15 protein-coding genes are annotated in these 14,670 nt (G+C 72.6%); 12 read left to right on the top strand and 3 right to left on the bottom strand.

Features of this window, described 5'->3' with window-relative positions:
- The first annotated feature begins 1,275 nt into the window (after nt 1–1,275).
- From ACSMTC_RS28840 to ACSMTC_RS28855, 4 genes are all read left to right on the top strand, one after another.
- On the top strand, nt 1,276–2,229 hold the full coding sequence (locus ACSMTC_RS28840; protein ID WP_436562635.1) for an SPFH domain-containing protein: 954 nt from the start codon (nt 1,276–1,278) through the stop codon (nt 2,227–2,229).
- Between the two features lie 22 nt (nt 2,230–2,251).
- Nucleotides 2,252–2,485, top strand: coding sequence for a type II toxin-antitoxin system antitoxin (locus ACSMTC_RS28845; RefSeq protein WP_436562636.1), 234 nt, complete (start codon nt 2,252–2,254; stop codon nt 2,483–2,485).
- Nucleotides 2,486–2,659: 174 nt separating this feature from the next.
- Nucleotides 2,660–3,289 (top strand): GOLPH3/VPS74 family protein, encoded by a 630-nt coding sequence (locus ACSMTC_RS28850; RefSeq protein WP_436562637.1) that lies wholly within the window; start codon nt 2,660–2,662, stop codon nt 3,287–3,289.
- A gap of 65 nt (nt 3,290–3,354) precedes the next feature.
- Nucleotides 3,355–3,627 (top strand): CGNR zinc finger domain-containing protein, encoded by a 273-nt coding sequence (locus tag ACSMTC_RS28855; protein WP_436562638.1) that lies wholly within the window; start codon nt 3,355–3,357, stop codon nt 3,625–3,627.
- 63 nt (nt 3,628–3,690) lie between these two features.
- Here the strand turns inward: ACSMTC_RS28855 and ACSMTC_RS28860 are convergent, their stop codons facing one another.
- Nucleotides 3,691–4,182 carry a winged helix-turn-helix transcriptional regulator gene (locus ACSMTC_RS28860; RefSeq protein WP_436562639.1) on the bottom strand — a complete coding sequence of 164 codons (492 nt, stop codon included), beginning with the start codon at nt 4,180–4,182 and terminating at the stop codon, nt 3,691–3,693.
- A gap of 91 nt (nt 4,183–4,273) precedes the next feature.
- Between ACSMTC_RS28860 and ACSMTC_RS28865 the strand changes: the two genes are divergently transcribed.
- Nucleotides 4,274–4,771 carry a tautomerase family protein gene (locus ACSMTC_RS28865; protein WP_436562640.1) on the top strand — a complete coding sequence of 166 codons (498 nt, stop codon included), beginning with the start codon at nt 4,274–4,276 and terminating at the stop codon, nt 4,769–4,771.
- Between the two features lie 326 nt (nt 4,772–5,097).
- Here ACSMTC_RS28865 and ACSMTC_RS28870 read toward each other — a convergent pair whose 3' ends face one another.
- Both ACSMTC_RS28870 and ACSMTC_RS28875 read right to left on the bottom strand, forming a co-directional pair.
- Entirely contained in the window at nt 5,098–5,664 is a 567-nt protein-coding gene (locus tag ACSMTC_RS28870; RefSeq protein WP_436562641.1) for a cupin domain-containing protein, read from the bottom strand.
- A gap of 91 nt (nt 5,665–5,755) precedes the next feature.
- Complete coding sequence (locus ACSMTC_RS28875; RefSeq protein ID WP_436562642.1) at nt 5,756–6,148, bottom strand: DUF488 domain-containing protein; 393 nt, start codon at nt 6,146–6,148, stop codon at nt 5,756–5,758.
- A 414-nt stretch (nt 6,149–6,562) separates the two neighbouring features.
- Here ACSMTC_RS28875 and ACSMTC_RS28880 point away from each other — a divergent pair, with 414 nt between their 5' ends.
- From ACSMTC_RS28880 to pstA, 7 genes are all read left to right on the top strand, one after another.
- Nucleotides 6,563–6,904, top strand: coding sequence for a DUF1508 domain-containing protein (locus ACSMTC_RS28880; protein WP_436562643.1), 342 nt, complete (start codon nt 6,563–6,565; stop codon nt 6,902–6,904).
- Complete coding sequence (locus ACSMTC_RS28885) at nt 6,901–7,305, top strand: hypothetical protein (protein WP_436562644.1); 405 nt, start codon at nt 6,901–6,903, stop codon at nt 7,303–7,305. The genes ACSMTC_RS28880 and ACSMTC_RS28885 overlap by 4 nt, the downstream gene beginning before the upstream one ends.
- 335 nt (nt 7,306–7,640) lie before the next feature.
- Nucleotides 7,641–8,687, top strand: a complete 1,047-nt coding sequence (locus tag ACSMTC_RS28890) for a PstS family phosphate ABC transporter substrate-binding protein (protein WP_436562645.1) — start codon at nt 7,641–7,643, stop codon at nt 8,685–8,687.
- 297 nt (nt 8,688–8,984) lie between these two features.
- Complete coding sequence (locus tag ACSMTC_RS28895; protein ID WP_436562646.1) at nt 8,985–9,578, top strand: hypothetical protein; 594 nt, start codon at nt 8,985–8,987, stop codon at nt 9,576–9,578.
- A 208-nt stretch (nt 9,579–9,786) separates the two neighbouring features.
- On the top strand, nt 9,787–12,318 hold the full coding sequence (locus ACSMTC_RS28900) for a hypothetical protein (protein ID WP_436562647.1): 2,532 nt from the start codon (nt 9,787–9,789) through the stop codon (nt 12,316–12,318).
- A 179-nt stretch (nt 12,319–12,497) separates the two neighbouring features.
- Nucleotides 12,498–13,502 (top strand): phosphate ABC transporter permease subunit PstC, encoded by a 1,005-nt coding sequence (pstC, locus tag ACSMTC_RS28905; RefSeq protein WP_436562648.1) that lies wholly within the window; start codon nt 12,498–12,500, stop codon nt 13,500–13,502.
- A gap of 90 nt (nt 13,503–13,592) precedes the next feature.
- Nucleotides 13,593–14,651, top strand: a complete 1,059-nt coding sequence (gene pstA, locus ACSMTC_RS28910) for a phosphate ABC transporter permease PstA (protein WP_436562649.1) — start codon at nt 13,593–13,595, stop codon at nt 14,649–14,651.
- Nucleotides 14,652–14,670 lie beyond the last annotated feature (19 nt).

The following is a 14,670-nucleotide window of genomic DNA, read 5'->3' on the forward strand; positions in this document are numbered from 1 at the left end:
AGGGACCTCAGGGTACCGCCACGGCGACATGCCCTATGGATCGGTGGAGGATGTAAAGGTCCAGGTCAGAGCTGATGTGAGGGGTGGGAGTGGGGGCGCTGGAAGCATCGTGACATACACCACATTCCCGGCGATTCCCATTGGAGGGGCAACCGTTCGCGGGTGCGGGGGCGTCGAGAAGGGAGCAGGCGACCTCGGTGTGATGTGGCATCAGTGCCGGGGGATGTCGTCGGCTCTCTGGCGGCGGCGGCCTTGCGGCCTGTGTGCGGGCCTGCCGGGTCCGTGTCGGTAACAGGGTTCCCGGTCGCCGTGGAGAGGGCGGCTGGGCCGTCCTTGCCGTGGCCGCCGGCCTTCCGCTGCTCCACTGGCCGGAGGATCGGCACTGTCGGGTCGGACCGGATGCCCTGTGCCGGGCGAGCTCGTAGAGGCTCGGTGGGGCCGAGCCGGTCGAGTGCTCGCGATGGGGGCTGAGAGCCGTTCCTCTTGGCGCGGGCCTGTCGGGCGCCCTCCCGGCGCAGGGTGGGGCGAGGCCACCGAGGCGGGCCTGTGTGTACGGCCGGTGCGCCTGCCGGGGAAGGGTCTTGCGGCCGCGCAGTGCCCGGAGCGTCCCGGTGGGCGTCGGGGCGGCCCATGCCGCGTCGCGGTGGAGGTGACCGATGCGGCGTCGGGCGCACGGTGCGGTCCGTCGTGGCCGGACGGCGACCTCCGGGGAGGGGCGCGGGTTTCGTCCGCTGCGGCGTTCTGTCTTCGAACGCTGAATCACGGTCAGATCTCGGTCGAAATCGACGGGGGCTCAGTTGGCCGGCGGGCACTTCCATACAAGTGCGTACCCTGAGAATCGTTGGTGGGACTGGCTTCCGGTCGACATTACTGACCAGTAATCAGCGGTTGGATTTCCGGGGGTTCCGAATGCGCGGTAATTCCCGGGGTGCCCGGCCATTGCTTCCGGCAATTCCCGACACCGGCTCGGGGGTCTCCTGAAGGGTCCGCCGTCCGGGTTCTCCAGGTGGGGCCGGCGGGCCCGTCGGTCGGCCGCGCTGTCGAGCGGTTCGAGGTCGTGGTGGCCGAGTTCCCCGCGCGGGGTCTCCGCGAGCCCCAGTCGCCCCAGGGCGGTGCCCGTGGTGCGCGCTCCGGTGGTGCCGGGCGAGTGGGCGGTCGGGGGCTCCGGGCTCCGCCTCCGGCGCGGTTGGCCGGCGGGGAGGGGTTTGCGGGGCTCGAAAAAGTGATATCACTTTGCTAGGTTCGTGCCACACCGCAGGAGAGGAACCCGGTCCGATGACCCCAACGCACAACCACGCCGACACCACGGACGACTTCGCCCTCGACGTCCCCACCCCGAAGGTCACCGAGCGCGTCATCACCGGCCTGCCGGGGCTGCCGATGGTCGGGCTCTTCCTGCTCTGCCTGCTCGGCGGGATCGCCCTGACCGTCGTCGGCGGCAACCGGCAGGCGGACGGCGAGACCGGGGTGGGCACCACCCTGCTGGTGGTCGGGCCGGTGCTGGCGGTGATCGGCCTGCTGCTGGCCCGGGGGCTGCACATCGTCTCGCCCGGGCAGGCCCGGGTCATCCAGCTGTTCGGCCGCTACCGGGGCACCATCCGGGCCGACGGTCCGACCTGGATCAACCCGTTCACCAGCTGCCGCCGGCTCTCCACCCGGATCCGCAACCACGAGACCGAGACCACCAAGGTCAACGACGCGGACGGCAACCCGATCGAGATGGCCGCGGTCGTGGTCTGGCAGGTCGAGGACACCGCGAAGGCCATATTCGAGGTGGACGACTTCACCGAGTTCGTCGCCATCCAGACCGAGACCGCGGTGCGCCACATCGCCAACAGCTACCCCTACGACTCGCACAGCGAGGGGGAGATGTCGCTCCGCGACAACGCCGACGAGATCACCCGGAAGCTGTCCGCGGAGATCGCCGCCCGGGTGTCCTCGGCCGGTGTGCGGGTGATCGAGTCCCGGATCACCCGGCTCGCCTACGCCCCCGAGGTCGCCCAGGTGATGCTCCAGCGGCAGCAGGCCGGTGCCGTGGTCGCGGCCCGCCGCCTGATCGTGGAAGGCGCGGTCGGTATGGTCGAGGAGGCCCTGGACCGGCTTGCCGAGCGCGACGTGGTCGAGCTGGACGAGGAGCGCAAGGCGGCGATGGTGAGCAATCTGCTGGTGGTGCTCTGCGGTGACCGGGGCACCCAGCCGGTCGTCAACACCGGCTCCCTCTACCAGTAGATCCAGTGAGGAGCAGCACGCGGTGGCGACGGAGCGGAAGAAGATCCTGCTGCGCCTGGACCCCGCGGTCCACGACGCGCTGGCCAGGTGGGCCTCGGACGAACTGCGGAGCACCAACGCGCAGATCGAGTTCCTGCTCCGCCGGGCGCTCACCGAAGCTGCCCGGATGCCCGGCGGCGCGGCCCGCCTGCCGCGCCGCGGACGCCCCCCGAAAGCGGCTCCGGAGCCGGAGAGCCCGGAGCCGGACGGCTCCTAGCCGACGAGCCCGGGCGGGGGAGTCCCCGCCCGGAAACCCGGCGGCGAGGATCAGCGACCCCTGATCCCGCACCCCTCCCCGGCCACCGCCCCGCTCCCGCTCCGCTCCCGCTCCCGCTCCGAAGCCGGTCCGCCGGCACCAGCCGAGCCACGCCGAAGCCACCAGGAGTCAGCGATGGAACTGCCCGAGACCCTTGCCGGAAAGCTCTACCTGCTCGCCTACGACCCGGAGCGCGAGCGCCTCACCGGCCGGCGCAACCTGGAGTACCTGCTGCGCGCCGCGGCACTGACCGAACTGCTGCGCCGGGGCCTGCTGCGCGAGGACGGGCGTACGCCGGTCGCCGTGGGCACCCTGCCCGCCGGGCTCGACCCGGTGCTCGCCGACCAGTGGCGGCGGATAGCCGGAGGGCGGTCGCACAGCTGGCAGCACTGGGTGCGGTGGCCCCACCGCCGGACCGTGCGCGCCGTGCGGGAGGGCCTGGCCGCAGCGGGCTGGATCGACGTCGAGGAGTACCGCGTCCTCGGTGTGTTCCCGGCCGCCCGGATCGCCCTGCGTGAGCCGCGGGTGCGCAGGGCGCTGGAGGCGGCGGTCTCCTCGGCGCTGCGCGGCCCGCTCTCCCGGGTGGACCCGGACGACGCGGCGCTGGTGGCCCTCGCCGACGCGGCCCGGCTGCACGCCGTGCTGACCTGGCGGCAGAGCCGCGAGTTCCGGTCGCGGATCCAAAAGCTGGCCCCCGCCGCCGGTCCGGTGCCGCTGGCACTGCGGCGGGCGCTCCAGGCCCGCGGTGCGGAGGCCGCGTCCTAGCCAGGCGAACCGGTCCTCACCGGGGTCGCGCCCTCGTCAACAGCGCGGCCGCCGAGCCCACTTCGGTGCCCGAGCTCTCGGCCGACGCGACCTCCGTCCGCTGGAGCGGTGGCGGAGTCGCAGCGGTGCTCTCGATGGTCGCGCGGGACCTGATCGCGCTCTGCCACTCGGAGCACCGCACCCGTGTCCGCATCTGCGGGAACCCCGCCTGCGGCACACCGTTCGTTGACACCTCCCGGGCTGGCGCCCGTCGCTGGTGCTCGATGAAGACCTCCGGCGCACTCGCCAAGAAGCGGGCGTACCGGGCCAGGATTCAGACGGCCGCCGACGGCGAATAGGTCACCGACGGCGAATAGGTCACCGACGGCGAACGGGCCGGCCCGCCGGCGCCGTTCACCGCCTCAGGACGCGTCCACGAAGCGTGCGCCCGGCCCGGGCGTGCGGAGGACGTCCTCCGGTGCGAGATGACTGTGCCCCGCGGCGCACTCCAGGACGACCCTGACCGGCTCCTCGCACGCACTCGCATCGTCGACGGGATGGTGCCGGACGACGACCGACGGACCCTGCGCGTCGGCGAGGTACCTGTCCCCCCACTCCAGCAGCGCCAGCAGCGTCGGCCTCAACGCCTGCCCCTGCTCGGTGAGTTCATAGGCGAAGCGCTGCCGGTCCCCGGGCTCCTGATACGGCACGCGGCGCATCACGTCGGCCGTCACCAGGGTGTCGAGCCGACTCGCCAGGAGGTTCTTGGCGATCCCGAGGCGGGAGTGGAACTCCCCGAACCGGCGCGCGCCGTCCAATGCCTCGCGGACGATCAGCAGCGACCAGCGCTCCCCCACCACCGAGAGGGCGCGCCCCACCGAGCAGTTCACCGGGTCGATCCGCCGCGTCTCCATGGCACCAGTCTACCCACCTGGGTTTACGAACTGAACTCAGCTCCCGTACGCTCCGATCTAAGTTTAAAAACTAAACCCAAGGGGTTCGGTCATGCCCATGCTCGATGTGTACGTTCCCGACGGTGTGCTCCAGCCCGATGCCGAGGCGGCGCTGATGAACCGGATCACCGAGATCCTGATCCGTCACGAGGGGTTCGACCCCGCCGATCCGGTGGCCCGGTCCGTCTCCTGGCTGTTCCTGCACCGACCGGCCGCCGTCTACGTCGGCGGCGAACCCTCGGACGCGCCCCGCTACAAGGTCGTGCCGTCCGTGCCCGAGGGCCAGCTCGACGAGCGGAAGCGCGCGGGCGTCATCGCCGAGGTCACCGAGGCGATCCTGGATGCCGAGAGCGGCGCCTGGCCGCGCGATGCCAGCCGGATCTGGGTCTTCCCCACGGAGATCCCCGAGGGCCACTGGGGCGGCTGGGGCCGGATCAGGCCGCTCGCGGCGATCCTCGCCCGGCTCAGCGGCGGCGACACCGAGCGGGCCCGCACGCTGGCCCGCGAGCGGATCGCCGCCAGCCGGGCCGAACGCACCCGTCTCCCCTGATCGATCGGTAGAACGGCGACACGGGAGAGCCGGGACGGGAGAGCCTGATAGGGCGTCCCCCGAAGGATCCCGGCTCGGTGCCCGCAGAGCTCGCCGAACGATGAACCTGCCGCCGGGCCAGGGGCCGTGCCACCGGTTTTCGTGACGGGAGGACTAGCTGGTGCCCAACAGCGCCCATCTGGGCGGAAGTTGAATGTCCCGGGATCAGGACGGGCGATCACTGCCCTGATCGGCGTCCGGACGGTTCACGCGGACGTGGACGCCCGGCAGGTACATCGAATCCGACCCGTCGCAGATACCTGACGGCACATCAGGAATACAGGGGCTCAAGCGACTTCCAGGCGCTCGCCGCACTGGCTGCAGAAGACCGGCGCCGTGCCCTCGGCCAGCCGTCCGCAGCCGGGGCAGACCCGGTTCAGCCAGCAGGCCGACTCGCCGCCCTCGCCGCCCTCGTCGGTCCGGACGGTCGGGACGCTCGGGACGGAGGGGACGGAGGGGGCGGTCAGAGCGGAGTCGGCGGGCGGCCCGGAGCGGATGGTCATCCCCGGGCGCCGCCGGTGCACCGTCAGCCAGGCCAGCCCCGCCGAGGAGGCGCGCAGCGCCCGCCGGGAGCCGTGCGGCAGCCAGGCCAGCGCGCCGGGGGTGAGCGGCTGCGACCGTCCCTCGGAGTACAGGGTCCCGCTGCCCTCGACCACCAGCAGCAGGACGTCCAGATCCGGCTCCATGTGCTCCTCGACCGCGCCGTCCGCCGGCAGGCGGACCAGGTTGGCGTCGAGCTGCCGTCCCGGCTCGGCGAGCCGCCAGAGCGCTCCGCGCTGGTCCGGGGACGCCGTGGCGACGCGCTCGGCGAGGTCGGCCAGCAGGCGGGGAACGTCGGTGTCGGCGGACGGCATGGGCAACTCCTGGTCTCGGGGGACGGTCGCGGTCCGGCCGGTCCGGGGACCGGTCGTGCCGCCCGAAGCCGGGCCGGCCGGCGTCGGGAGGCTAGCGGTGCGAGCCGCCGCCGTGGCCCTTTCCGCCGTGGCCGGAGAGCCGGTCGGCGAGGACCGAGGCCTGGCTGTGATCGACGTCGCGGCTGGCGGTGAGCAGTGTCAGCGGCCCGCTGTCGGCGATCTCGGTCAGGCTCCGCAGTGCCTGCTGATGCTCCGGATCACGCAGTTCGGTGAGGTAGCGGCGGCGGAACTCGCCGTAGCGCTCGGGATCATGACCGTACCAGCGCCTGAGCTCGGTGGACGGCGCCACCTCCTTCATCCAGACGTCGAACGCCCCGGCGTCCTTGCGCAGCCCGCGCGGCCACACCCGGTCCACCAGCACGCGCACCCCGTCATCGGGCCCGGCGTCGGCGTAGATCCTCCGGTACTCGACGTGTCTGGTCATGACCGGCCTCCGTGCTGCTCCTCGGTTACGGTGCCCTACGGCCACTATGCCCCGCCGCGCACCGCGGCGTCCCGCCCGAAAACCCCGGTTCCGTACGGCCGCGCGCCCCGTCCCGGCCGGCCGTCCCGGCCCCGGCGAAAAGCCGCCCGACGACACCCCGGAGCCGGCGCCGACGGCCGCTCCCGCGGTGCGGCAGAGGTCTGGTCCAGAGGAGATTAACGAGGGAGAACTTCTGCGCCAATAGCGGGCTTTGGCGGATCCTCCGCCTTCCCGGCCGCCAGTGTGCACACATAGCGTTGGAGCCGCTGTCGATCATTCAGCACGAGTCCCGCGGGGGCAGTGGTGGGGGGTTCCGGGCGTTCCGGAGAGCGTGGAGCGGCCGGTGCCGGCCGGGACGGGCTGCAGACCGAACGGGTGTCGAGCGGCCGCTTCCAGTGGCAGCTGAAGGCCCCGAACGGACGGGTGGTCGCGGTCTCCTCGCCGGTGTACGAGTCGGCGGCCGAGGCCGAGCGGGCGTTCGCCGAACTGGCCGCCGCCGCTCCTGACCTGGTGGCCCGGATCACCCATGTCCGGGAGGGCCTCGGCTGGATCTGGGCGATCCCCGGCACCCGGGGGAACCCGGTGGCACGGTCCAGCCGGGCGTACGAGCGGTACGCCACCTGCCAGAACGCCTTCCGCCGGTTCGTCGCCCTGCTGGCCAAGCCGGACCTTCCCGCGGGGAGCGACCTCCCCGCGGGGCCCGGACTGCCCCGATGACCGACGGGCGCCGCCCCCGGCTGCTGGCGCTCCAGGGACCGGACCACACCGTCGGCTGGGCCCTCTGCGCGGCCAACGGACGGCAGCTCGCCACCGCCGCCAGGCGCTACCGCGGCGAGCGGGAACTCCGGGCCGCACTGCGGGAACTGCTGATGGAGCGCGCGGCGCTGCGGTACACGCTGAACCAGGACGAGCGGCGGCTGTGGATGTGGGCGGCCTACCTCCCGCTGCGCAGTACCCGGCCGGGTGCGGACGACGCGCCGCCGGTCGCCCGCAGCGCCCGCGGCTATCTGCGCCGCGACCAGTGCCGACGGGGCATGGAGACCTTCCGGACCAGCCTGCAGCAGATCGACCGCCGGCTGCGGTGCGCGGGGGCGGAGGAGGACCGCTGGCCGTGGTGACCCGGGCGGTGGGCGGGGCGGCTGCGGCTGGGGCGGCCGGTTGTTGCCAGGGTGACCGGCAGATGGCCGAACGCCCCCCGAATCGCCACCTGGAGAAGAACGCTGCCGCCGGAGCCGGTCGGCCCCGGCCACCGGTGACCCCTCCGCTGAGCTGCCCGGTCGCGGCGGGCGGACCGTGGCGGCGCAGCGGTCCGGCCGGTCGGACGGCTCTTCCGGGGGGCCGGGCCGCGCCGCAAGTATCGGTGCCGCCGGAGGCCGATGGACGGGCCCCGGAACCGGACCCGGTCACGGGCTCCGGTCACGCGATGTACGTCTCTCCCCGGAGGAAGAGGACCATGCGTCACACTGCCGCCAAGGCGTTCGCGGCTCTCGCCCTGACCACCGCCCTTGCCACCGCCGCCGTCCCGGCGATCGCCGACCCGTCGGTGACCCCGGCGGCCCAGGACATCGTGGGCACCGGCTCCGACACCACGCAGGCCCTGCTGAACCAGTTCTCCACCGACTACAACGCCTCGCTGACCGCCGCCGGTGACACCACCTCGCCGCGCCTGTACAGCTGGGACGCCACCGGCAGCACGACCATCACGCCCAAGACCGGTGCCACCGGCATCAACCGTCCCAACGGCTCGGGTGCCGGCATCTCCGCGCTCAACGCCAACACCAGCGCCACCGTGGACTTCGCCCGCTCCTCCCGGGCCCCGCAGGCCGGCGACCTGAGCACGGACGACTTCGTGGCCTTCGCCAAGGACGCGGTGGCCTGGTCGGCTCCCGCCACCGGCAACGCTCCGAGCGCGCTGACCACGGCCGACCTGCAGGGCATCTACACCTGCACCATCACCAACTGGAACCAGATCACCGACGTCCCCGGCTACACCGGCCCCAGCGCCACCATCAAGCCCTTCCTGCCGCAGACCAGCTCCGGCACCCGCTCGTTCTTCCTGAGCGCCATCGGCGGCGGCAGCGCCGTGACCCCGGGCTCCTGTGTGACCTCGGGGCCTGAGGAGAACGAGGGCACCGACCAGCAGCTGTCCGACCCGAACGTCACCTACCCGTACTCGATCGGCCACTTCGTCGGCCAGCTGAACGGCCACAACAGCTCCAGCGACAACGTCGGTGTGCTCACCCTGCGCACCCTGGACGGGGTGGACCCGCTGACCGCCGCCAACACCATCAACCCGGCCTTCGCCGCGACCGGTTACAGCCGGGTGCTCTACAACGTGGTCCGCGACGCCGAGTGGAACGGCACCGACGCGCACGCCGCCGCGCTGCAGGCGATCTTCGGCACCAACGGCTGGGTCTGCAACAGCGGCCGCACCGACATCTCCAGCTACGGCTACCTGCCGCTGCCCGGTGCCGCCTGCGGCAGCGTCACGCACCTGTGACCACCGCTTCACCGGTGGGCGACGCGCACGGCCCGTGGACCTGGCTTCCCGGTCCGCGGTCCGCAGTGTGAAGTCCGCAGCGCGAAGTCCGCAGTGTGAAGTCCGTAACCCGTAGTCCGTAACGCGTAGTCCGTAACCCGTAGTCCGTAACGCGTAGTCAGTAGAGCGCGATCCGCGACGCGCGGTTCGCAGCCGGCAGTTCGTGGGGGAGCCCGCCCGCCGCAGGTCCGGCGGGCGGGCTCGTCCACGGGACACACCCGTCACGAGGCGCCGGCCTCCAACAGCCGAGGAGTTCCCATGACCCGTCCAGCCGTCCGTTCCGCCGCGCTGTCCGCCGCCGCCCTGCTGGCGGCGGGCGCACCGCTCGCGGTGGCCGCGCCCGCCGGTGCGGCCACCCCGCCCTCGGGGAGCGCGGTGGTGACCGAGAGCGGCACCTTCTTCCAGCAGGCCGCAGCCGCCGGGATCGTCGCGGTGCCGCTGCCGCCGGCCGGAGCCTCGTACGACGCCACCAAGGGGCCGGCGGCGACCTTCCGGGTGACCGGCGGGTCGGCCAGCCTGCCCGGCTACTACGGGACCGTCCAGCTCGGCGGCGGCCTTCTGGCCTTCGACGCGCGGACCGGCAAGTGCGTGACCTTCGAGCAGCTGGCCTTCGACGCGGGTTCCTGGCAGCTGACCGGAGTCCCCGCGGGCGGTACCGCCCCGGTCGCCCTGCTGGATCCGGCCGGAAGCAACACGGTCACCAGGAACGGCGCCACCCAGAACCTGGCGGCCTCCGACCTCCGGCTGGACGCCGCGGGTGCCGCACTGCTCGACAGCCGCCTGGGGACGTCCTTCTTCACCGCCGGGCAGTCCGTCGGCTCGTTCTCGCTCTCCTTCACCCCCGGGTCGTAGTCGCGCGCCGTGGCCCCGGGTCGTAGTTGCGCGGCGTGGCCCCGGCGGGCTCTCTCGCGGACCGACCGGCTCAACTGCCGTTGTCAGCAGTCACGTTGTGGCCTCGTACACCTGACCGACAGTCAAGCGCCATATCGGCCTGGCCGAATGGAGGGCAGCTGGGTGTGAGCTTGTGAAACCGATCTGCGTCAGCACCGGAGGTATCCCCATGAGAGTCGGCCCACCAGGTCCGTCCGGCCGGAACACCCGACCCCGGGTGCTGCTCGCGGCCGGGCTGGCCTGGGCGGTGGTGGCGGTGCTCGGTCTGCTGCCGTTCGGGGGAGTCCTTCCGCAGGCGCACGCGGACTCCGGTGTCACGGTCGAGGGCCCGAAGGTCTGGCGGCCGAGCAGCCAGAGCTACGGTCCGGCCGGCTCGGTGTCGGTGACCCCGGCGAACGGGCTCACCGACCAGGTGATCCGGGTCTCCTGGAAGGGCTTCACCCCGACCGTCGACGGGGCCGGCCGGCCGGTGGCCACGGTACGCAACCCGCACGACGGCACGGCGGACTCCAATGCCCGCTACCCCGTGCGCGTCTACCAGTGCCGTGGCACCGACCCGGGTCCGACCGACTGCTACGGCTCCACCCTCTACGGCGCGGACCCCGGCAAGGGCTTCCAGCAACCCGCACCGGCCGCCGGCCTGACCACCCCCGAGTTCCCCTCCAACATGGCCATCGCGGCCACCAGGCCGGACGGTTCGGGGCAGGCGTCCATCGAGGTCTGGACCGCCCAGCAGAGCCAGAGCCTCGGCTGCGACGCCGGCCACCCGTGCTCGCTGGTGATCGAGGCGGAGTACGGCGGTGACTCGCTCGGCGCGTACCAGAGGCCGCTCGGCGCGATCAACTGCGACGACCACGAGGGCGACAGCGACTTCTTCTTCAACGAGGCGACCGACGCCTCCTTCTACGTGAACAACCTCGGCCACACCTGGCGCAGCGGTGAGGCCTGCGCCTGGACGCACCGGGCCGTCGTCCCGCTGACCTTCGCCCCCTCGGCCGCCGACTGCCAGGCCAAGGCCGCCGACTTCAAGGCGATGGGCCTGGAGATGGCCAACCGCGCGATGCAGCAGTGGCGGGCCGGGCTCTGCCAGGGGGCGAGCCCGCTGAGCGTGCAGTACACCTTCGGCGGCGGCGAGCCGCAGGCCAGGGCCAGGTTCCTGCAGCGCGCCCCCGACTTCGACGTCGCCCTCACCGCCAGACCGGATTCGAGCCCGGCGAGCCGGCCGTACGTCTACGCGCCGTTGGCAGACTCGGCCATCTCGGTGGTGTACGTGGTGGACGACGCGGTCAGCCATCAGCAGATCCGCCAACTGAAGCTCAACGCAAGGCTGCTGGCCAAGATGCTGACCCAGTCGTACATCCTGGCCGGCCAGGACAACATCCCCTCGGTGTCCGGCAATCCGCGCTGCGTCTTCGAGGATCCCGAGTTCCTGCAGCTGAATCCGGTGGACAAGGTGAACGGACCCAACTGGCCGGCCTGCGGCGCGACCGCAGACCTGCGCAACACCGCGCCCGTGGTGGTCGGCGGCACCACCGACCTGGTGCACCAGCTCACCGCCTGGCTGGCGGCCGACCCGGCGGCCGGCCAGTTCCTCCAGGGCGCGCCCGACCCGTGGGGCACCCACCTCGACGCCTACTACCTCAAGCCGAAGTTCCCCGGCTATCCGGTCGACGCCTTCCAGCCGCAGGACTACTCCGGGCCGGGCAACTGGAAGCAGTACGAGTGGAACCCGGTCCTCGGCGGCCTGGACCAGGTGGCGCGGTCCGCCATGCAGAGCCAGCCCTCCTGCCTCAACCCCAACGTCAACCCCACCGGCGGGCACGACAAGTGCCAGGTGCAGACGGTCGGTTCACGTCAGTTCTTCGCCGTCCTGGACGCCGGTGAGGCGCAGGCGCTCAGCCTGCCCGAGGCCGCGCTGCAGAATCCGGCCGGGAACTTCGTCACCCCGACCCTGACCGGTATGCGCGCGGCCGTCGCCGACATGCCCGTCGACCCGGCCACCGGAACACAGCAACTCCCTTACGGCGACCGGAGCTCCGCCTTCGCCAAGGACGCCGACGCCTACCCCCTGACCATGGTCCAGTACGCGATGCTGCCCACCGGCGGACTCGACCCGGCCAAGGCCGCCGCCGTGGCGCGCTTCGTCCAGCAGGTCACGGATCCGGGCGGCGGGCAGGTCTACGGGTCCCAGCCGGGGCAGCTCGCGGTGGGGTACGCCGGACTGACGGACGGCCAGCTCGCCTCGGCGCAGGACGCGGTGCGCCATGTGCAGGCGCAGGACAAGGCGCTGCCGGGCAACCAGAAGGCCGGCCAGCCGGGCGGGGGGCCGGACGGCGGCACCCCGGGAGGCGGTGGCACGTCCCAGGGCGGGGGCCCGGGCTCGTCCGGCTCGTCCGGCGGCGGAGCCCTCCCGGCGGGTGGCGCCGGAGGGGACGGGACGGCCGGCGGTACCGGCGGTGGAGCGGGGGCCCAGAAACCCGGCGCCCCGGCGCCCTCGGGTGCTGCGGCCGCCGTGGCCGCCGGGCAGCCCTCGCCCGACCGCGCCGGGCTGACCCGCTGGCTGCTCCCGGTGGCCCTGGTCATCGGCGCGGCCGCCCTGGTGGGAGGCCCCGCGGCACTGGCCCTCAGTGGAACCCCGGCCGGCCGGCGCGTCATCGCCACCGCGCAGCAGGCCTGGAACCGCGCCACCAGCCGAGCCTGAGCCAGGCGGCCCAAGGGGGTCGCACCTCGGCGGTGATCGAGGTGCGACCCGTCCGCCGGGGCCGAGCGAGGCCGCGTTCCGCCGTGCGCACGCGGTCGGCCGGGTGCGGCCCGCGCCCATGGGGAGCTTCCCGGCCGCCCCGAACCGAGCCCGTCCGCAGTGACCTTCCCGGAGAGCAGATGAGCACCGACACCGTCGTCCTGGAACACGTGCCCGAGGAGGAGGACCGCCCGCGCGCGCTGGCCGCGCCTTCGGCACCGGCCGACCGGGTCTTCCGGGGGGCGCTGCGACTGGCGGGCCTCTCGGTCTTCCTGATCATGGGCCTGATCTCCTTCTTCCTTCTGCTGCGCGGATCGCAGGCGCTGCGCGCGGTCGGCTGGTCGTTCTTCACCGAACAGCGCTGGCAGACCGCCGCCCACACCTTCGGTATCGCCGCCGTGCTCCCCGACGGTCTGCTGATCGCCCTGATCGCGCTCTGCCTCGCGGTGCCGGTCGCGCTCACCGCGGCGGTGTTCATCTCCGAGTACGCCCCGGCCCGGCTGCGCTCGGTGCTGGTCTCGCTGGTCGACCTGATGGCGGCGATCCCCAGCATCGTCTACGGCCTGTGGGGCCTGTTCTTCCTCCAGCCGAGGGTCGTCGGCCTGGAACGCTGGCTCTCCAACCACCTCGGCGGGCTGATCCCGTTCCTCAAGGTGCGCACCGGGGACATCGGCACCTCCTACACCTCCTCGACCTTCATCGCGGGCGTGGTGGTCGCCCTGATGATCATCCCGATCGTCACCTCGCTCAGCCGGGAGGTGTTCTCGCAGGCGCCCCAGGGCGAGCGCGAGGGAGCGTACGCGCTGGGCAGCACCCGGTGGGGCATGGTCAGAACGGTCGTCCTGCCCTTCGGCCGGGGCGGGGTGATCGGCGCGGTGATGCTCGGCTTCGGCCGGGCGATGGGGGAGACCATCGCCGTCGCGCTGATCATCTCGCCGACCTTCAAGTTCGCCGGGCACGTCCTGGAGACCGGTGCCAACTCCATCTCGGCCCTGATCGCCCTGCGCTTCGGCGAGTCGGACCCGCTCTCGATGTCCGCCCTGATGGCCGCCGGCCTGGTGCTGTTCGCCCTGACCCTGCTGGTCAACGTCGCGGCCGGACTGGTGGTCAGCCGCTCCCGCTCCGGCTCCGCCACCGCCGACTGAGCCCGAAGCCCCGCGACCGAGCCCGAAGCCCCCACCGCCCAAGCGAAAGCGAGCCGTCCGATGACCGTCACGCACCAGGTACCGCCACCGGTGGAAGCACCTCCGGAGCCCGAACTCCGCATCCGGCTGCAAGGGTTCACCCGGCCCGAGCTGTACTCGGTGCTCGGCGCGGCCGCGGGATCGCTGGGGCTCGACTGGCTGCTGTACGAGCGGCTGCTCCCGTTCAGCGGCGCGCTGGGCTTCCTGCTCTGCTGGTACCTGCTCTTCCTGGTCCTGTACTTCGGCGTCGGTCGCCTGCAGTGGGACGGCCGGGTGGTACGGGAGAAGATGGTCTCGGCGCTCGCCTGGAGCTCCGGACTGCTGGTGGTCGGGCTGATCGCCGACCAGATCGGCTATGTGGCGGCCCGGGGGCTGCACGCCGCCGTGCACCTCAACTTCCTCACCCAGTCCATGGAGCACACCGCCGCGCTCTCCCCGATCACCTCCGGCGGCGCGCTGAACGCGATCGCCGGATCGCTCGAACAGCTCGGCCTGGCAACGCTGTTCGCCGTTCCGCTGGGTATCGCGGCGGCCGTCTTCATGTCCGAGGTCGGCGGCCGGTTCGCGCGGCCGGTGCGCACCCTGGTGGAGGCGATGACCGCGCTGCCGTCGATCGTCGCGGGGCTGTTCATCCTCGGCGTGGTGATCCTCACCCTGGGCGCGGAGAAGAGCGGCTTCGCGGCCTCACTGGCGCTCACCGTGATGATGATGCCGATCGTCACCCGGGCCGCCGAGGTGGTGGTCCGCCTGGTCCCCGGCACCCTGCGGGAGGCCTCGTACGCGCTCGGCGGCAGTCAGTGGCGCACTGTCTGGAACGTCGTACTCCCCACCGCCAGGCCCGGGTTGGTGACGGCGGTGGTCCTCGGCATGGCCCGAGGTGTCGGCGAGACCTCGCCGGTCCTGCTCACCTCCGGCTTCACCGCCCGGATGAACCTCGACCCGCTGAAGGACCACCAGGTCAGCCTGCCGCTGTACATCTGGAACTACGTCAAGCAGCCCTACCCCGACATGGTCGCCCGCGCCTTCGCCGCCGCGCTCACCCTGATGGTCCTGGTGCTGGTGCTCTTCGTCACCGCCCGGCTGCTCGGCCGTCGCGGTCCGGGGCGGTGACGGCTGCCGTGCGTCCGCC

The organism is Kitasatospora sp. HPM-01-4 (assembly GCF_051374625.1).
Taxonomy (GTDB): domain Bacteria; phylum Actinomycetota; class Actinomycetes; order Streptomycetales; family Streptomycetaceae; genus Kitasatospora.